Origin of the sequence: Lysobacter sp. S4-A87, assembly GCF_022637455.1 — a bacterium.
Taxonomy (GTDB): domain Bacteria; phylum Pseudomonadota; class Gammaproteobacteria; order Xanthomonadales; family Xanthomonadaceae; genus Lysobacter_J.
The window spans coordinates 972,102-991,527 of sequence record NZ_CP093341.1; the positions used below are offsets into that span (position 1 = coordinate 972,102).

The following is a 19,426-nucleotide window of genomic DNA, read 5'->3' on the forward strand; positions in this document are numbered from 1 at the left end:
CGGCGCTCAGCCGGCGAGGGTTTCGCCAACGCCTGCCGCTGCGGCTTTTCGCTTGAGCGGCAGCATCGCGCGCAGGCGCGAGTCCAGCACCAGCACGGTCAGCAGATAGGGCACGCCGATCAGCAGGCCGCCGAGCATCAATCGCTCCCAGCCCGGCCGCAGCTGCAGGTACGACGCCAGCCAGGCACCGGCCAATCCCGCCGCGAGCGCCGCGCCGGTCGTGGTCAGCGTTCGCCGGTCGGGGAACTGCCGCAGCGCCGGCGACACCAGCAGGCAATGGGTGATGGCCGCCGCAATGGAACTGGCCAGCGTTGCGTAGACCGCGCCCATCACCCCATAGGCCGGAATCATCACGAAGTTCAGCGCCGTGTTGAGCAGCACCGAGCCGCACATCATCACCAGCACCACCTTGGTGCGACGCTCGAGCACCAGGCCGTAGCCGCACACCAGCGCCACCGGCAGCAGTGCGTTCATCGCTCCCATCCAGGCGAACACCGGCCCGGATGCGGTCTTGCCGTGTCCGCTCAGGGCGATGATCGTGTCGGTGCCCAGGCACCACAGCAGCAGCGCCACCGCGACCGCGGCGTAGGTCATCGGCATCAGCATCCGCAGCTTGAGCGCGCGCACCGCCGAAGCGTCCTGGGTCACGTAGAGGCGGTTGGCCACCGGCGCGAACGACTCGAACACCGTGAGGTTCATGAACATGTGCACCTGCATCGCCAGCGATGCACCGACGCTGTAGATGCCGACCAGGGCGAAATCGCCGGACAGTCCCTTCAGCATCAGCCGGTCGATCGACACCAGCGCCACGGCCAGGATCTCGGTCGCCACCAGCGGCAGGCCGTAGCCCATCGACTGCTTGACCGACGCGGTGTCCACGGCGTCACGCGAGAACCCCAGGTTGCGATGCGCCCAGGCGATGTAGAACACGCAGCCGATGGCCACCGCCAGCAGCTTGCCACCGTAGGCCGCGGTCGCACTCTGCTGCAGGGCGAGCACGGCGACCAGCATCAGCAGCAACTGCAGCCAGCGCCAGCCGACGCGGGTGAGCATCACCATGCGCGAGCGCTCTGTGACGCGCAGGATGGTCTCCACCAGGCTGCCGTAGACCAGCATCGGCGTCATCACCAGCGCCATCCAGAACACCGGCGAATGGCCGATGCCGGTGGCCTTCCCGTAGGCGATGACGCCCAACCCGACGATCACCCACAGCAGCAGCGAACCGGCCAGGGGCAGGTAGAACAGATTGGTCGAAAAGGCGCGCTGGCTGGCGCCGTCGCCGTTGTGCGGATAGAAGCGCTGGATCGAATGCTGCGCGCCCAGCTTGGCAACGGCCACCGCCATCAGCACCCAGGTGTCGTAGTAGCCGAGGATGCCGAACTGGGTGTTGTCCAGCAGGCGCGTCAGCACCGGGAACGAGACCAGCCCGGCCAGGATCACCAGGACGTTGGCGGTCGAATAGCGCAGGTAATGCGTGCCAATACCAGCCGAACCAGCGGAACCAGCCGAACCAGCCGAACCATTGTTCATGTCGATGCGTTCTCGGGAGGTGCGCCGGACGGTTGCCCCCAGCTCGATGCCATCCAGTGGCTGATCCGGGCAAACAACATCTCCCGATGCTTGCGCAGGTAGAAGGTGTGGTCGTACTCGCGCCAGTATTCCAGGCTCACCTGCGACGAACGTGCCGCGCGGCCCAGGCAGGCCGTGAGCTGCGAGCGATGGTTGAAATAGGTGTAGGCGCCGCCGGTGAACACGAACAGCAGGCGGGTATCGCGCGCGACCATGTCGGCCAGCATCCGGGCCGCATCGGCCTTGGCCGGGAAGTCGCGGAAGTCTGCAAGCGAGGGACCGGCATTGCGACGCGAGCGGAGGTAGGCGATGACCTTGGCCGGATTGAGAAGCCGCGGCAGCGCATGGCGCAACCAGAAGCCCTGGGTCGGATACGCCAGGCCGTCGAGCAGGATCGCGCCGGCGACGCGGTGATCGGCCGCGGCCACGTGGAAAGCATCGTCCGCACCCGAGCACAGGCCGCACAGGACGAAGCGCTCGGCGCCGGTGTGCTGTGCCAGCAGCGCCATCGCCGCGTCGATCTCATGACTGCGATGATCGGCGTCGGCCTGGTCCGGCAGCGCGCTGTCGCCCAGGCCGGATTGGTCAAAGCGCAGGACGGGATAGCCTTCGCGCGACAGCCGGCGGGCCAGTTCGGCATAGGCGCGATAAGGGCCGATGTGACGGGTCAGGCCGGCGTTGAGCAGCACGACGCCGATCTTGGATGCATTGATGCGCGAGGGATTGTACGCCTGGCCATGGCTGATCACACCGATCAGGCCATCGCCGAAACGGTGCGCGGTCTCGTCGATGGCGTCTTCGGCACGCGGCAGGGTCACCGCCGCGTCCGCTGCCACGGCCTGGGCGCGTCCCTGTTCGAGGTAGTCGACCTGCAGATTCATCGCGCCGACTCCAGTCGCTGCGAAATCTTGGCGACGCTGCGTCGCGGGTAGGCCTGGCTGCCGAACTGGGTGGGTTCCTCCCAGCCGGGGCGGTCGAGGTCCTCGAGCAATACGGTCTCCACTGTCACACCGTGCATGCGCTGGGAATGACTGAAGCGCACGATGTCCTCGTCCGCCTGCCACAGCAGCAGGCGCACATGGCTGCCACGTGGAAGCTGCAGCTGCGTCGCATCCAGGGCCCGCAGCGTGCCGAGCAGGGAGGCATCGACGGCGAAGCCCAGGAGTTCGTCGGGTTCCGGCTCGTGGCGTGCGTGCGGATAGCGGCCGCTGCCGTACATCTGCGCGCGGTGCTGCTCGTACCAGGATTCGACCAGGGCCGTCCCCGACAGTTGCGGATCCCACAGCACCAGCTCGACCGGTTGCGACTTCGCGGCCAGGTGCACCAGCAACGGCAGGGCCGCGCTGCGCAGTGCCAGCCACTCGATGCGGTCCGTGCCTGCCCGCACCGACAGCGTCTGCCGGGCCAGGTCCAGGTCGGCGAGCATCCCGGCCAGACTCAAAGCAGTGTCTTCGCCGCCCGAGTCGCCGGTCCCGTACCAGTCGAAGCACAGGCTGGCGACGCCGCTGGCGGCTGCCGATTCGGCCAGCACCCACAGGGCGCGATGGCTACGGATGCCTTCCTGCAGCAGCGGCGCACACAACACCATCGCGCGCCGCTGCGGCCCGGGCTGCGAATGCAGCAGCCCGAACAGCGTCCGTTCGCGAGCACCAAAGAACAACGGCTCGTGCAGCGGCGCCCGGTTCACGCCCCCGACGTTCGTGCCCCCAACGTTCATGACCCCACCGTTCATGACTCTACGGTTCCGGCGGCACGCAGCAGCCGCTTCATCTTCCGCGCCATCTTCGCGCCGACGCCGTCGTTGCCTTCGCTGGCAAACGATACCGGCAGCTCGGCGGCGATCTGCGCCAGGTTCTGCGTCGCCAGTCGCATCAGCTGGATGCGCACGCCGGTGTCCTTGACCACGCGACTGGACATCTGCACGGCGAGCATGGAGTTGCCGCCGAGGTCGAAGAAGTTGTCGCCATCGCCGACATCCACGCCCAGCAGCTCCTTCCACAAGCTGCGCAGGTAGGCCGATCGCGCGTCGTCCCGGCCGACAGGCACGGCGTCGCTGGCTCCGGTCGCAGCCGGCATGACCGGCACGACGGCAGAGACGATTTCTTCCTCGCCCGCCTGCCCGTGCTGGGCGCGACGGATGACCTGGCTGAGCGTCTGCACCAGCACCGGCGCCTCGATCATCCCGCGGTGGCTGCCCGGTATCGCGATCACTTCGACCGCGCCGACCATCGTCTCCCAGCCCAGCGCCGGCTTGTCGTGCAGCTGCGGTGGCTGCTCGCTGGCGCGGAACAGCACCATCGCCGCCGGGTACGGGCGAACGACGTAATCGATGTATGCACGCGTGTGGGTGGCTTCGATCTCGGCATAGCGCACGTTGTGCGGAAGCTCGGCACCGCTGGCACGCGCCTGTTGCGCCTGCTGCCGCAGCTGACGCGCCTGGATGCGGCCGTTGACCATGCTGCTGATCGTCGCCAGGCGCTCACCGAACGATTGCCCCTGCAGGCGCTGCTGCAGGCGCTGCACTCGCGAGCCGAGGCCATTGCGGGCCTGCTTGCGGTAACCGACGCCGAACTCGGCCGAGGTATCGATCAGGCCCAGCAAGCCCACGCGCTCACCGGCAGCAACCAGCTGCTGCGCGATCTCGTAGGCGATGATGCCGCCCATCGAACCACCGGCCAGGTGGTACGGCCCCTGTGGCTGCACGTTGCGGATCTCGCGGACGTAGCGCTCAGCCATCTTCTCCACGCTGGTCAGCGGCGACGTCCTGCCGTCCAGTCCCAGCGCCTGCAGGCCATAGACCGGGATGCCCTGCGGCATCGCATCGGCCAGCGAACGGTAGTTGAGCACGTTGCCGCCCACGGCATGGATCAGGAACAACGGCAGCTGGTCGCCCTGCGGACGGATCGGAACCAGCGGCGACCACGGGTCGTGGCCAGGCGCCGTGGCATCGTCCTTGTGTGCGCCTGCGCGCCGGTATTCCTCGGCGAGCGCGCGCACGGTACGCGCAGTCAGCAGTGTCGCCAGCGGCAGGTTGATGTCGGTTTCGCGATTGAAGCGGTGGAACATCTGCACGGCCTGCAGCGAATGACCGCCAAGGGCGAAGAAGTCGTCGTCGGGCGTGATCCGCGGGTTGCGCAGCAGGTCGCGCCAGATCGCCAGCAACTGCTGGCCTAGCGGGTCGAGTTCGGCCGCGACAGCGGCATTCGCCACCACGGGCTCGGCAACAGCGACTGCTGGCGCGGCTTCCTGCGTCTTGCCGAACAGCTGCGGCTGGCCGTCGTCGAAGGCGGTCAGCTCCGCCAGCGTCTTCGACGGATCGTTGCCGAGTGCTTCGAGCACGGCGATGTAGCGATCTCGCAGCAACGCGGTGGTGTCGTCGAGGAAGATGTCGGCGTTGTAGATGAAGCCGCCCGACAGGCCGGTGTCCTGCTCGACGAACCACAGGCCCAGGTCCTGGGTCGACGCGGTCTGGAACACCGGATAGCGCTCGTGCCGCAGCGGACCCCAGTCGCACATGCGCTGGCGGATGTCCTGGAACGAGAACAGCGCGTGGTAGAGCACTGCCCCGCCCTCGCGGCTGCGCACGCTCAGTTCGCGCACCAGGTCCTCCAGGCGGATGTCGGGATGGGCGAAGCTGTCGAGCACCACGTCCTTGACCTGCTTCACCGCCTGGGCAAACGTCAGGTTCTGGTCCATCTCCATGCGCAGCGGCAGCAGGCTGGTGAAATAGCCCATGAGGTTCTCGACCTCGGCCGTGTTGCGGCCACGCACCGGCGTGCCGACGATCAGTTCGCGCAGACCCGAAGTGCGGCTGATCAGCGTGAAGTACGCCGTCAGCAGCACCATGTAGAGCGTCGCATCCACCTTCAGCGCGGTGTCGTGCAGCTTCTGCGTGGTTGCGTCCGACACCACGATGCGATGGGTCACGCCGCGCCCGGACATGCCCGGGCGACGCGGCATGTCGGTGGGCAACGCCTCCACGCTTTGCCCGGCGCTGCCCAGGCGCTCGCGCCAGAACGCCAGCTGCTTCGCGTACTCCGGCCCCTGCAGCCACTGCCGGTGCCAGACGGAGAAGTCCAGGTAGGACACCGGCAACTCGGGCAGCGACGGTTCGCGCTGTTCAAGCTGCGCGGCATAGAGCTCGGCCATGTCGGTGTACATCAGGTCGAACGACCAGCCGTCCCAGATCAGGTGATGGGTCATGAAGAACCACACGTGCTCTTCCGGACCCAGGCGGAACAGGCGCGAACGGATCAGCGGCGAACGGTCCAGTTCAAACGGCGTCTGGATCAGCACGTCCATGCGCCGCGACACTTCCTTGTCACGCTGGTCGGCGAGGAAGCTGCCGACATCCTCGACGTCGGTGATGTCCAGATCGACGCTGTCGTGGACGACCTGCACCGGCTCGCCGTCGACGATGCCGATTGTCGTGCGCAGCGCGCTCTGGCGCTGGATCATCGCGGTCACGGCGCGCTGGAAGGCGGCCACGTCCAGCGGACCGCGCAGGCGATGCGCGGACGGCGTGTTGTAGGTGATCTGGCCGGGATTGAACTGCTCCAGCAGGTACAGGCGCTCCTGCATCACCGACATCGGCCCGTGCGACTGGTCGGCCAGGGCCACGATGGGTTCGCGCACCGGTGCCGCCTCGCCGTCGTGCTCGCTGACCAGGCGCGCCAGCCGCGCCACGGTCGGACCGTCGAACAGGGCACGCAGCGACAGCGAGATGCCCAGCTCCTTGTTGATGCGCGAGGTCAGCTGCGCCGCCAGCAGCGAGTGACCGCCGAGCGAGAAGAAGTCGTCGTCCACGCCCACTTCGGCCACGCCGAGAACCTGTGCCATGGCCTGGGCGATGGTGCGCTCCAGCGCGTTGCGCGGAGCCACGCGCTCGCCGGCGAGTTTGATCGCCATGTCCGGCACCGGCAGCGAGTTGCGGTCGATCTTGCCGTTGGGCAGCAGCGGGATCGCGTCGAGGAACATGATGTGCTGCGGGATCATGTAGTCCGGCAGCGACGACTTGAGGAAGGACGCCAGCGCAACTTCTTCCAGCGCGGCGCCGGGCTGCAGCACCGCGTAGGCGACCAGGCGCACGTCACCGGGCCGGTCCTCGCGCGCGACCACGACCGTGCGCGCCACCTGCGGATGCGCGGCCAGCAGCGCCTCGATCTCGCCCAGTTCGATGCGGTAGCCGCGCACCTTGACCTGGAAGTCGAGGCGGCCCATGTGCTCGAGCACACCGTCCGCGCGCCAGCGGCCACGGTCGCCGGTGCGATAGAGCAGCGCCGACGGCGCCGTGGAGAACGGATCGGCAACAAAGCGCTCGCCGGTCAGTTCGGGGCGATTGAGATAGCCCTGGGTGACGCCATCGCCACCGATCCAGATTTCGCCCGGCACGCCGAGCGGACACAGCTCGCCACGCGGATCGAGGATCCAGACCTGGGTATTGGCGATCGGCCGGCCGATATGGATGTCCATCGACTGCCCCGCCCTCAACAGCGTGGGCGCCGGCGCGACGATGCGCGCACAGGTCGACCAGACCGTGGTCTCGGTCGGGCCGTATACATTCCACAGCGAGCCGCAACGCTGCAGCAGCTGCGCCGCCAGGTCGACCGGCAACGCCTCGCCACCGCACAGGATCTTGAACGTCGCATCGCCCTTCCATTCGGCGTCGAGCAGCAGACGCCACGATGCCGGCGTGGCCTGCATCACCGTCGCCCCGCTCTGCTTAAGCAGTGCCGCCAGGGCGACGCCGTCGGCAGCGGTGACGCGATCGGCCAGGATCACTTCCGCGCCAACGCTGAGCGGCAGCAGCAGCTCGAGCACGGCAATGTCGAACGACAGCGTGGTCACCGCGACCAGGCGGTCGTCGATGCCCAGGCCGGGCTCGTCGCGCATGCTGGTGAGGAAGTTGCTCACCGCACGATGCGGCACCTGCACGCCCTTGGGGCGCCCGGTCGAGCCGGAGGTGTAGATCACGTACGCGATCGATTCGGGCTGCGCCGCGCCGTCGTCACGGCCGATGGGCGTGCCCGGCATCGCGGCCAGCTCGTCCTGCAGTCGGTCCAGCGCGAGCACCGGGCGGCCTCGCAGGTCGAAGTTGCCTGCGTGCGACTGGGTGGTCAGCAGCGCGGCAAGGCCGGCATCGCCGGCCATGTAGGCCAGTCGTTCGGCCGGGAAATTCGGATCCAGCGGCACGTAGCCAGCGCCGCACTTGAGCACGCCGAGCAGGCCGGCAAGCATGTCGACGCCACGGTCGAGCACCAGGCCGACCAGGGCACCGCGGTGGACGCCGCGCGCACGCAGCAGGTGGGCGATGCGATTGGCGCGGTCTTCCAGCGCTGCATAACTCACGGCCTCGCCGTTGAAACGCACGGCGACGCGGTCGGGCGTGCTGGCGCACTGGCGCTCGAAGAATTCGTGCATCCGGCATTCGCGGTCGAATGGCGTGGCGGCAGGCTGCAATGCCAGCAGCTCCTCGCGCGCGCGCTCCGACACCAGCGGCAGCTTGCCGTAGGCCATGTCCGGCCGGGCCACGGCCGAACGCAGCAGGGTTTCGTAGGCGCGCAACCAGCGGCGCACCGTCTCGTTGTCGAACAGGTCGGTGTTGTACTGGCACTCCAGGCGCATGCCGCCACGCACCTGCACGGCGTTGACGAACAGCTCGAAGTTCTCGTAGCTGCGCGGATTGGTGATCAGCTGCATCGACAGGCCGTGGAAGCCGGTGTGCTCCTGATCGAGCGCCTGGTCGATGTTGAACATCACGCTGACCAGCGGCAGCCGCGCGGGATCGCGCTGCAACGGCAGCTTGCGCAGCAGCGTGCCGAAGGTGTAGCGCTGGTGCTCGATCGAGTCGAGCAAGGCCTCCTGCGCCTGCGCAAGCGCCTGCTCGAACGGCTGGGTCAGGTCCAGTTCGAAGCGCAGCGGCAGCAGGTTGACGCAATGGCCGACCAGATGATCATGGCCGTCCAGCGACTGTCCGGCGGCGGGGATACCCACGACGACGTCCGACTGCGCCGTCAGTCGCGTCAGCAGGCCGGCGAACCCCGCCAGGAGGGTCGCGAACAGGCTGGCGCCATGACGGGCACCGAGGCGGCGGATCGCGGCCACCAGTTCGTCATCGAGGACATGGTCCTCGCGAATCGAGGCGAACGTGCGGCGAGGCGGACGTGGCCGGTCGGTCGGCAGGTCCAGGATCGGACCGCCGTCGGCAAAGCGCTGGCACCAGTAGGCTTCGTCGTCGCGATAGAGGCTGCACGAGGGATGCTCGGCCTCGGCCAGGGCGTAGTCGGCGAACGACTCCGCCGGCGGCAGCGCCTCGGCGGCATGGCCCAGGGCCTGGGTGTACAGCGTGCCCAGCTCGCGCACGATCACCCACCACGACCAGCCGTCGCAGACCAGGTGATGGGCAGTGAGCACCAGCAGGTGTTCCTCGCCCGCCAGCTTGAGCAGCTCGGCGCGCAGCAGCAGGCCGTGGTCGAGCTCGAACGGTGTTTCTACGACCTCGCGCGCGTGCGCGGCAACGCGCGCCTCGCGCTGGTCCGGCGCGAGCGCGGACAGGTCGACCAAGGCGAGGTCGAAGTCCACGCTCTCTGCCACACACAGGGTCTTGCCGTCCGGGCCGAAGTTCGAGCGCAGCACATCGTGGCGAGCCACCAGCTGGCGCAGGGCGGTGCGTAGCGCATCCGCATCCAGGCGACCGTGGAAGTGCAGCGAGATCGATTCGTTGTAGGCCAGCGATGCATCGCGGCCAAGGCGGTCGGCCAGCCAGACCTCGCGTTGCGGCTCCGTGGTCGGAGCAACGCGGGCCAGCCCACCTTCGGCGAACGGGTCGTAGTCGACGCTGGCGTCGGCCGGACGCGTCATGTCCAGGCTGCCGTAATGGATCTCGGCCGCATTCATGCACTCACCTTCATGTACTTTCCGGGCTGCTCGGGGTTCGGCACGAACCACGCCGGGGTGCCATCGGGCTCACGGCCAATGCGCGCACCCGGCACGACCGGCTTGCTCGCATCCATCACCGTGCGCGGCGTGGCGCTGTTGCGCGGCAGGAATTCCATGTCCTGCATCTCGACCACCGACTCCTTGTAGGCGGTGGCGATCTTGGCAATGTCCTCGTCGCTGTGGGCCGTGGTGAGGAAGCACGGGAAGTTGTCCAGGATGTGGATGCCGCGGCTGCGCATCAGCGCGAACAGCAGGTCCTGCAGCGGATGGTTCTCATGGAAGTGGGTCTTCCAGACCGAGGCGAACTGCTTCACCGACACCGGCGCGCCGGCTTCTGCGCAGAACGCATTGATGTCGGCGACCATGGCCTCGGTGCGGGCATTGAGACCCTGCTGCAATGCCCCGCCCTCGCGCTTGAAATGCTCCAGCACGGCCTTGGCCGCGACCAGCGCCAGCGGATGGCGGACGAAGGTGCCGGCGAAGTAGGTCACGCCTACGGTAGGCACCGAGTCGTCGCCGTACTGCCAGTGGCCGCCATCGAGGGCGTCCATGTACTCGCGCTTGCCGGCGATCACGCCGATCGGGAAACCGCCGCCGATGACCTTGCCGTAGGTCGCCAGGTCGGCCTTGATGCCGAAGATCGACTGCACGCCGCCCGGGTTGGCGCGGAAACCGGTGACGACTTCGTCGAAGATCAGCAGCGCGCCATTGTCGCTGGTGATCTGGCGCAGGTCCTTGAGGAACTCGACCGGACGGAAGTCCAGGCGCCGGCTCTGCACCGGCTCGATCAGGATCGCGGCGATCTCGCTGGCGCGCGAACGGATGATCTCCAGCGACTCGGGCGTGCCGTAGTCGAGCACCAGCACGTTCTCGGAGGTGTTGCGCAGGATGCCCGGCGCGGCCGGCACCGCGCGCAGCGACTTGGTGCCGCGCACGATCACTTCATCGACGATGCCGTGGTAGGAACCAGTGAACAACACCACCGTGCTGCGGGCGGTAACGGTGCGGGCGACGCGAAGCGCGCCGAGCACGGCTTCCGAACCGGTATTGCACAGCGCGGCGCGCTCGTGCCCGGTGACCTCGCAGATCAGCTGCGCGACTTCGCCGGCCACCGGATGCTGCGGGCCGATCTCGTAGCCAAGGTCGAGCTGCTTGCGCACCGCGTCGAGCACGAACTCCGGCTGCCAGCCGAACAGGCTCATGCCGAATCCGTTGAGCGCATCGACGTAGTCGTTGCCATCCAGGTCCTGCACGTGCGAGCCCTTGGAACGCTCGACGACGATCTGGTAGACGATCTCCTTCACCAGCGGGCGGAACCCGTTGACCACGCGCGGATCGGCGAGGTGGCCGCGATGCTCCTGGGTGTAGTCCTTGGACTTGCGGGTGCGGGCGATGTAGCGGCTCATGAAAGCATCGAGCTTGCGCCGCTGCTGCGGGTTGAGCTCGAACTGGGCGTTGTTGTCGATCCGGGCGATCGCACCGAACGCCTTCTTGATGTCGTACTTGATCTGCGGCGCGGCCACGTCTTCGTCGCCGGCATCGCTGGCGGCTGCGGGACTGGAGGCGGCAGGCGTAGCAACGACGGGTGCCGGCGCGACGGGCTGCTGCACCGGTGCCGACACGGCAACGGGAGCGGCGACCGCACCGCCCGACAGCAGCGCCAGCTGCTGCGACATCAGCTGCATCTGCTGGGCGATCACCTGGCGGGTGAAGTCGTTGCCGCCATCGAGGGTGGGCATTGCCATCGCCATTGGCGCGGTGGCGGTGGCGGCGGCCGCTGGCGCCTGCACGGATGCAGGCGGCGGCGCCACGGGCGCTGCCACCGCGTCCGGCGGCAGCTGGGCATCGATCGCGCTGACCAGCCGCTGCAGGCTGGAGCACTCGCCCATCAGCTGGCGGAACCCGATCGAGACCGGGAACGTCTTCTGCAGCTGCAACGCCACCTGGGTCAGCATCAGGCTGTCCAGGCCCAGCTCGATGAAGTTGGTATCGGTGTCGGCATCGGCCATGTCGAAGCCGGCGACGTTCTCGAACAGGCCGCGCAGCTGGCCGATCAGGCGGTCGCGGCGAGCGGAGCCTGCCTCGGGCTGTGCGGACGGCGCGGCGGCTGGCAAGGCGGACTGCGGCATGACGGGCTCCAGTTTCGGGGTTGTCGCAATAGCGGGATGGGGGATGACGTTGGACGTGGCGTGAGTGACCGCCTCCACCCAATAACGTTGCCGCTCGAACGGATAGGTCGGCAGGCGAAGGCGAAGTCGACGCTCGCGCCGGTCGAAGCTGGCCGGATCGATCGCCACGCCCTGGCTCCAAAGCCGTCCGCTGGCCGCGCGCAGGTCGCGCAGCTCGTTTTCGGGGCTGTCGGACAAGGTCGAAACCGTGGCCATGCGCTGCTTCTGCACCGCGGGCTGCTGCCGGGCGAGGGCGTTGAGCGTGGTCCGCGGCCCGACCTCCAGCAGCACGCGGGTCGGCACGTCCAGCAGGGTCTGCAGCGCGGGCGAGAAAGAGACCGGCTCGCGCAGGTGGCGGGCCCAGTAGTCGGGCGAGGTCGCCGTGGCGGCATCCAGCCAGGCGCCGGTGACGGTCGAGACCACGGGCAGCGAGGGCGCATTCATCGACACCGCCGCGACGGCTTCGCGGAACGGCGCGACCACCGCTTCCATCATTGCCGAGTGGAAGGCGTGCGACGTCCGCAATGCACGGCAGGCGACGCCTTCTGCTTCCAGCTCGGCCTGGAACCGGGCGACGGCTTCGCCGGGGCCGGCGACGACGCTGGCCAACGGCGAGTTCTCCGCCGCCAGCGAGATCCCCTCGGGCAGTCGCGAACGCAGCGAATCGGCCGGCAGGCGCACCGACAGCATCGCGCCCTGCGGCTGCGCCTGCATCAGCGCACCGCGCCTGGCGACCAGGCGCAGCGCATCGGACAGGGTGAACACGCCGGCGAGCGTCGCGGCGACGAACTCGCCGACGCTGTGGCCGATCATCGCCGAGGGCATCACGCCCCGGCTCATCCAGGTCCGCGCCAGCGAATACTCGATCGCGAACGTGGCCGGCTGCATGACCGAGGTCGGCAGCAGCCGCTGTGCGTCCTCGTCGAACATCGCCTCGCGCAGGTCGAAGCCCAGCACGTCGCGCGCAATCATGGCGCACTCGTCGAGGGCGTCGCGGAATGCCTCCTCACGCTCGTACAGGCTGCGGCCCATCCCCGGGTACGTGGCGCCCTGCCCCGGGAACATGAAGACAACCTCGCCCGCCCGCGCCGGGCGGCTGCGCGCCGCTTCGGCCTGCGCATCGGGATCGCGCAGCGCGGCGATCGCGCCCGCGTTGTCGTCGGCGACCACGGCGATGCGATGCGAGAACGCCTTCCTGCCGACCGCCAGCGTCCAGGCGACATCGGCCAGGTTCTCGTGCGGGTTGGCCTGCAGGTGGTCGGCCAGTCGCGTCACCGCCGCGCCCAGCGCGGCCGGGGTACGCGCCGACAGGACCAGCAACTGCGGGTCCTGCGCGGGCGTCGACGGCGCCTGCTCCGGCGCCTCTTCCATCACCACGTGCGCATTGGTGCCGCCCAGGCCGAACGAACTGACGCCGGCGCGGCGCGGACCGCCATCGCTGTGCCACGGGCTCAACTGCGCGTTGACCACGAACGGCGACGCGGCGAAGTCGATGGTCGGGTTGGCGGAGTCGAAATGAATGCTCGCCGGGATGCGCTTTTCGTCCAGCGCCAGCGCGGTCTTGATCACGCCGGCCGCACCGGCGGCGGTCACCAGGTGGCCGACGTTGCTCTTGAGCGAGCCGATCCGGCAGAAGCCGGTGTCGGCGGTGCCCCTACGGAACGCCCGGGTCAGGCCTTCGATCTCGATCGGATCGCCCAGCGGCGTCGCCGTGCCATGCGCCTCGACATAACTGATGCTGCGCGGATCGATCCCGGCGCGGTCGTGCGCCATCGCGATCACCGCCGCCTGGCCCTCGCTGCTCGGCGCAGTGAAGCTGGCGCGGTTGCTGCCGTCGTTGTTGAGCGCCGCGCCGCGGATCACCGCGAAGACGTGGTTGCCATCGGCCACCGCGTCCGACAGCCGCTTGAGCAGCACCACCGCAGCGCCGTCACCGAACACGGTGCCCCTGGCATTGGCGTCGAAGGTGCGCGTGTGCCCGTCCGGGGACAGCATCGAACCTTCCTGGTAGAGGTAACCGCTGCGCGGCGGACAGGTCACCGCGATGCCGCCGGCCAGGGCCATGTCGCACAGTCCGGACTGCAGGCTGTCGACTGCCTGGCAGATCGCCACCAGCGACGTCGAGCAGGCGGTGTTGAGGCTGATCGCCGGGCCGTTGAGGTTGAGCTTGTGCGCAACGCGCGTCGCGATGTAGTCCTTCTCGTTGCCGAGCATCACCTGCAATGCACCGACGCGATTGATCAGCTCCGGATGGGCCGATGCATGCCGCTGGAAGTAGGTCGCGTTGTTCATGCCGGCGAAGACGCCGACCGGCACGGTCGTCGCATCGGGCGCATGACCGCCGCGCTCCAGGCATTCCCAGCACAGCTCCAGGAAGATGCGTTGCTGCGGATCCATCAGTTCGGCCTCGCGCGGGCCGATGCCGAAGAACGCCGCGTCGAACATTTCCACGCCGTCGATCACGCCGCGCGCCGCGACGTAGGCCGGATCGCTGCGCTCGGCGGCGCTGACCGCCGGATCGAGTTCGTCGATGCGGAACTTGCTGATCGTGTCGCGCCCCTGCAGCAGGTTGTCCCAGAAGCCCTCGACGTCATCGGCGCCGGGGAAGCGGCCGGCCATCGCGATGACGGCGATCGGCTCGCGGTTGTCGAGCACGCGCGACTTCGCGACCCGCTGGCGCACCGCGCCGCCGCTGCCATCGATGGCGGCCGCGAGGGCCGCGACGGTCGGATGCTGGAAGATTGTCGTTGCGGCGACGCGGATCCTGGCCGCCGATGCGGCGTCCTGCCAGCCCTCGTTGCGGATCTGCTCGGCCAGGCGTACGGCCAGCAGTGAGCTGCCGCCGAGTTCGAAGAAGTTGTCGTTGCGGCCGACGCCCTCGATATCGAGCAGCGCACCGAACGCCTCGCAGATGCGCGTCTCCAGCGGCGTCGCCGGCGGCGCGTAGTCGCAGGTCAGTTCGGGACGGCGACGGTCCGGCGCCGGCAGCGCGCGCCGGTCGACCTTGGCGTTGGCGGTCAGCGGCAGTTCGTCGAGGCAGACGTAACGGGTCGGCACCATGAAGTGCGGCAGGCTCGCCGACAGGTGTGCGCGCAACTGCTGTGGGGTTGCGCCGTTGCCGGTCGTTGCAGCGACGTAATAGGCCACCAGGCGCTTCTCGCCCGGGAAATCGGCACGCGCCTCGACCACGCACGAGGCCACCGACGGGTGCCGTGCCAGCACGGCCTCGATCTCAGTCAGCTCGATCCGGTAACCACGGATCTTCACCTGCGCATCGGTGCGGCCGACGAACTCGAGCAGTCCATCGGCGCGATAGCGGACGTGATCGCCCGTGCGATAAAGCACCTCGCCCGGCGCGCCGAACGGATCGGGCACGAAACGCCCGGCGTTGAGTTCGGGTCGGTTGAGGTAACCCCGGGCCACGCCGGCACCGCCGACGCACAGCTCGCCGATCACGCCGACGGGTACCAGCTGCCGGCGCGGGTTGAGCACGTAGACGCTGGTGTCCTGGACCGGACGGCCGATCGGAATGGACGACACCTCAGGCGTCAACGCCGGGATCGGATACTGCGTGCACAGGATCGTGCACTCGGTCGGCCCATAGCCGTTGCCGATACGCAGTGCCGGAGCCAACGGCTGCATGCGCCGCACGTGGTCGGCGGAAAGGGCTTCCCCGCCGATGAGCAGGTCGCGGAAGTTCACGAACAGTTCCGGCGACTCGTCGACGACGGCATTGAACAGCGCTACCGACATCACGCCGCCATTGGGCGCGTGCTGCGCGATCGTGCGGGCCAGGCCACCGATGCTCGGCACGTTCTCCTCGTTGACGACAACGACGCCTCCGTTGAGCAGCGCGCCCCAGATCTCCAGGCCGGAGATATCGAAACCCAGCGGTGCCGCATGCAGCATCCGCGTCTGCGCATCCAGCGCCATGTAGTCGACACCGTGCGCGCGCCGCAGCAGCGAACGGTGGCGAACTTCGACGCCCTTGGGCGTGCCGGTGGAGCCGGAAGTGAACAACAGGTACGCGAGCGAATCCGCGTCGGTCCCGCACTCGCCGCTCCACACCGGCTCGTCGCCATGGACGGGCACCTTGACCACCGTGTCAGGCAGCAGCAGCGTGGTGCCGTCGGCAACGACCACGGCATGGACCTGGGCATCGCCGAGCATGAATGCCACGCGCTCGGCCGGCAGCGACGGTTCCAGCGGAAGGTAGGCAGCACCGCACTTGAGCACGCCGAGAAGGGTGACGATGGAATCCACCGAGCGCGGCACGGCCATGCCCACGACCTGCCCTGTCGTGACGCCGGCGTTGCGCAGCCGGGTGGCCAGCGAGCCGGCGCGGCGATCGAGTTCGGCGTAGGTCAACGACGAACGCGAGTCGACGACCGCGATGGCATCCGGCGTCTGCGCGCAGGCTTGGGCGAAGCGGGCATGGACGGTGCCGTCCTGGGTGCGCGCGGCCGGAGCGGTGCTCCACTCGCGCAGCTGCCGTTCGCGCTCGACGGGATCGACCACTTCGATGGCATCGCTGGACAGCTCCGGGGAAGCCACGGTGGCCTGCAGAACGCGCAGCACGCAGCCGGCCAGCAGCGTGGTCGCGGCAACCGAGAGCGGAGCCCGGAACACGACTTCCAGGGTGGCTTGCGAACCCAGCCGCAGGCACCACGAAGACGCAGCGCCCTCATCCGTCTGCCCTCCGGAGACACTGGCCCACAGCACCGGAGCGGCCTGGCCGTCGACGGATTCCGCCTGGCCGATGCTTGCGCGCAGCGACGACAGCGCGCCGTCAACCCGGACGCGCGCCTGGCGTGCGCCATCGGCGCCGACGATGCGCACCGTCACTTCATCGGCACCGCCCAGGCGCGACTCGACCAGCGCCAGCGCCGTCGCGAGCCGGCACGCCGTAGCCGCCGAATCCGCCGCATCGGCGGCCTGCGCTTCGCGCAATGCCTGCGCCAGCGTCGCCTCGACGGAGAACGCCAGGGTGCCCTGCTGCTGGCCGGCCAGGCTCGCCGCCGACTGCGGCAGCACATCCAGGAGCGATGAGTCGAATGCATCGGGCAAACCGCCCGTGCGAACCTGCGACGCTGCCATCGTTCCAGCCGTTCCAGCCTGCGTGCTCATGCAACTTTGCTCCCAAGTTTCGTCTGGCAACGGCCGCTTCCTGCCCCGCTGGCAGCCATTACGTGCAAATCCGGCACGAACGGCCGACGGCATGGTTGCGCCATCCGCGCTTGCGCCATCTGGATTCGGATCTGCAGGCGGGTGGATGGCCCGAGGCCGCGCATCGTGTCCGGCGTGCCGTCACGGGCGGCGCATTGATGCGTAGCTCCAACCCCGGACGACACCCGCTCCGACTCCCTGTCCTGCAAGACGCGTTCTGGTGGAAACGCAGGCACCCACCGGTCCTTCCGCCCCAATCACCTGATCAAACGGTTCGCGCCGCCTTCAGCGGCCATGCAATGGAAGAAAACACAGGCTAGGATTAGCGCGACCCGGGGGGCCTCCATGAGTCAGGACTTCGCGCTCTTGTACTACCAGCTCGGCCTTGAGCCCGGCTGCAGTCTCGAAGACCTCAAGCGTGCCTACCGCGTGCGTGTCGGCGAGCTTCATCCGGACCGGCACCTGGACAAGGCCGCATCGGCCGACACGCACCTGGCGCTGACCGAGCTCACCGCGCTCTACTCCAAGGCCATCCGCTTCCATCGCATCCATGGCCGCCTGCCCGGCGCTGCGCCCAAGGTCACGGTCCACGCTGCGCGCGGCTTCGAAGCTGCCGCGCCGCCCCCGGGGCCACGCACCGCGACGCTCGACGACCGCGTGTCGCAGAACCACACACCGGCACTGGCGACGATCACGGTGCTGGCATTGATCGTGATCATGGTGGCGCTGCACTGGTCGGAGAACCAGGTTGCGAAAAAGGCCGAAGAAGACCTCCAGGCCCAGCAACAGACCGTGCGCACTGCCGGCACGGAGCAGCCGATCCTCGAACTGGGCATGGAAGAGGCCGCGGTGATCTCGATCCAGGGTGCCCCGGTGCTGGTCCAGGACAACGTCTGGAACTACGGCTCGTCCTGGGTGCGCTTCGAGGAAGGTCACCTGGTGGACTGGAGCAGCGTGCCGCCGAACCGGCTGATGACGCTGACGCCCAGGCCGGTGCGCGAGGAAGCCGAAGAAGAAGCCAACTAGCCGGTCGAAGCCGGTCAGCGTGCCCCACGCTGGAACAGCACCACCTCGACCGTCTGCAGCAGGATGATCAGGTCGAATGCCAGGCCGTGGTTCTTGACGTAGAACAGGTCGAACTTGAGCTTCTCCTCGGCATCGCGCACCGAAGCCCCGTACGGGTAGCGCAACTGCGCCCATCCGGTCAGGCCCGGCTTCACGCAATGGCGCACCGCGTAGTAGCGGATCTCACGGCTGAGCATGTCGACGAACTGCGGGCGTTCCGGCCGCGGACCGACGATGCTCATCTCGCCGCGCAGGATGTTGAACAGCTGCGGCAGCTCGTCCAGGCGGGTCATGCGGATGAAACGGCCGACCCGGGTGGTGCGATCGTCGCCGGTCTGCGCCCAGCGGGCGACGCCGTCGTTCTCGGCATCCACGCGCATGCTGCGGAACTTGATCAGCTCGAACGGGCGGCCACCTTCGCCGATGCGAGTCTGCTGGTAGAGGATCGGGCCGTTCGATTCCAGGCGGACGCAGATCGCCACCAGCGCCATCAGCGGCCAGGTGACCATCAGCAGCGCGCCGGCGGCGAGCACGTCGAAGAAGCGCTTGTTCATGCAGCGCGAGGTCGAATGGTCGAAACCGCCGGAGAACACCAGCCACGAGGGATCGACCAGGTTGGTGGTGACGATGCCGGCCTCGCGTTCGAAGAATGTCGACAGGTCGGTCATGGTGACGCCGAGCTGCACGCAGGCCAGCATCTCGTCCATCGGCAGGCCGCCGCGGCGCTCGTCCGGAGCCACCACCACTTCGCTGATCTGCAGGCGGTGGGTCAGTTCGGCCAGCCCATCGGAAGGGGGCACGAGCAGGTTGGCGGGCACCGCCGCTTCCTGCCCCGGAATCGGCACATAACCGACCAGGGTGAAGGCACGACGATCGCTGTTGCGGCGCAGCCGGTTGTTGATCAGGTTGGCGTTGTGGCCGGCGCCGAGCACCAGCACGCGGCGGCGGAACAGGTCGCCGGCGAACACCTGCAGCACGCCCAGCCGAAGCAGGGCCATGCCGCCCAATGCCAGGATCAGCGCGATCACGATGACGCCACGGCCGATGTACGCCGCCGGCACCAGGTAATACAGCACCATCAGGCCGACGCCGCCGATCGCGAACGAGACCAGCATGCGCAGCGCGAACTCGAACCGGTTCAGGCGCCCGTGCACCTCGTACAGTCCCAGCGCCGCCATGGCCGTGGTGACGAACATCGCCACCAGGAAGGCCCTGACCGCGAGGTTCTCGGAGAAGATCTCATGGCCCTCCGGGTCGTTCATGAAACGCAGCCACGCCGCGCCTGCAACCGCCGCCATCACCAGCAACAGTTCCAGCAACCAGATGAGCACCAGCGCCCGGTTCTTGAGACTTGCCTTGCCGAAGACCATGAAACCGCACTCCCGCGGGGGGCATGCAAGACCCGATCGTTGCGGGCTGCATGCGGTTGACGCACACGCTGCGTGGGGGCTCCACGGCATCGCGTGCCATGGCAACCGTGCATTGCGTCGAGGGGTGTGGGCGGATCTGGTCAGGATGGC

General features: G+C 68.4%; 7 protein-coding genes. 1 reads left to right on the forward strand and 6 read right to left on the reverse strand.

Annotated features, from left to right (window positions below; genetic code table 11):
- Positions 1–6: 6 nt before the first annotated feature.
- Genes MNR01_RS04370 through MNR01_RS04390 form a run of 5 tightly spaced genes read right to left on the reverse strand, consistent with a single transcriptional unit; the run spans position 7 to position 16,802 of the window.
- On the reverse strand, positions 7–1,530 hold the full coding sequence (locus MNR01_RS04370; protein ID WP_241919746.1) for an oligosaccharide flippase family protein: 1,524 nt from the start codon (positions 1,528–1,530) through the stop codon (positions 7–9).
- A complete protein-coding gene (locus tag MNR01_RS04375; protein ID WP_241919747.1) occupies positions 1,527–2,450 on the reverse strand; it encodes an alpha/beta fold hydrolase in 924 nt (307 codons plus the stop codon). The genes MNR01_RS04370 and MNR01_RS04375 overlap by 4 nt, the downstream gene beginning before the upstream one ends.
- A complete protein-coding gene (locus MNR01_RS04380; protein ID WP_241919748.1) occupies positions 2,447–3,256 on the reverse strand; it encodes a hypothetical protein in 810 nt (269 codons plus the stop codon). The genes MNR01_RS04375 and MNR01_RS04380 overlap by 4 nt, the downstream gene beginning before the upstream one ends.
- 41 nt (positions 3,257–3,297) lie before the next feature.
- Positions 3,298–9,465 (reverse strand): non-ribosomal peptide synthetase, encoded by a 6,168-nt coding sequence (locus MNR01_RS04385; RefSeq protein ID WP_241919749.1) that lies wholly within the window; start codon positions 9,463–9,465, stop codon positions 3,298–3,300.
- Positions 9,462–16,802 (reverse strand): polyketide synthase, encoded by a 7,341-nt coding sequence (locus tag MNR01_RS04390; RefSeq protein ID WP_241919750.1) that lies wholly within the window; start codon positions 16,800–16,802, stop codon positions 9,462–9,464. The genes MNR01_RS04385 and MNR01_RS04390 overlap by 4 nt, the downstream gene beginning before the upstream one ends.
- A gap of 384 nt (positions 16,803–17,186) precedes the next feature.
- On the opposite strand from MNR01_RS04390, the gene MNR01_RS04395 reads away from it, so the two are divergent.
- The gene (locus MNR01_RS04395; protein WP_241919751.1) at positions 17,187–17,867 is read left to right on the forward strand and encodes a J domain-containing protein; all 681 of its coding nucleotides are present in this window, start codon (positions 17,187–17,189) and stop codon (positions 17,865–17,867) included.
- Positions 17,868–17,881: 14 nt separating this feature from the next.
- Here MNR01_RS04395 and MNR01_RS04400 read toward each other — a convergent pair whose 3' ends face one another.
- Positions 17,882–19,276, reverse strand: coding sequence for a TIGR03013 family XrtA/PEP-CTERM system glycosyltransferase (locus MNR01_RS04400; RefSeq protein WP_241919752.1), 1,395 nt, complete (start codon positions 19,274–19,276; stop codon positions 17,882–17,884).
- Positions 19,277–19,426: the final 150 nt, after the last annotated feature.

Coding starts and splice junctions, on each gene's coding strand:
- MNR01_RS04390 (WP_241919750.1), bottom strand. CDS start 16,802: ATGAGCACGCAGGCTGGAACGGCTGGAACGATGGCAGCGTCGCAGGTT.
- MNR01_RS04400 (WP_241919752.1), bottom strand. CDS start 19,276: ATGGTCTTCGGCAAGGCAAGTCTCAAGAACCGGGCGCTGGTGCTCATC.
- MNR01_RS04395 (WP_241919751.1), top strand. CDS start 17,187: ATGAGTCAGGACTTCGCGCTCTTGTACTACCAGCTCGGCCTTGAGCCC.
- MNR01_RS04385 (WP_241919749.1), bottom strand. CDS start 9,465: ATGAATGCGGCCGAGATCCATTACGGCAGCCTGGACATGACGCGTCCG.
- MNR01_RS04375 (WP_241919747.1), bottom strand. CDS start 2,450: ATGAATCTGCAGGTCGACTACCTCGAACAGGGACGCGCCCAGGCCGTG.
- MNR01_RS04370 (WP_241919746.1), bottom strand. CDS start 1,530: ATGAACAATGGTTCGGCTGGTTCGGCTGGTTCCGCTGGTTCGGCTGGT.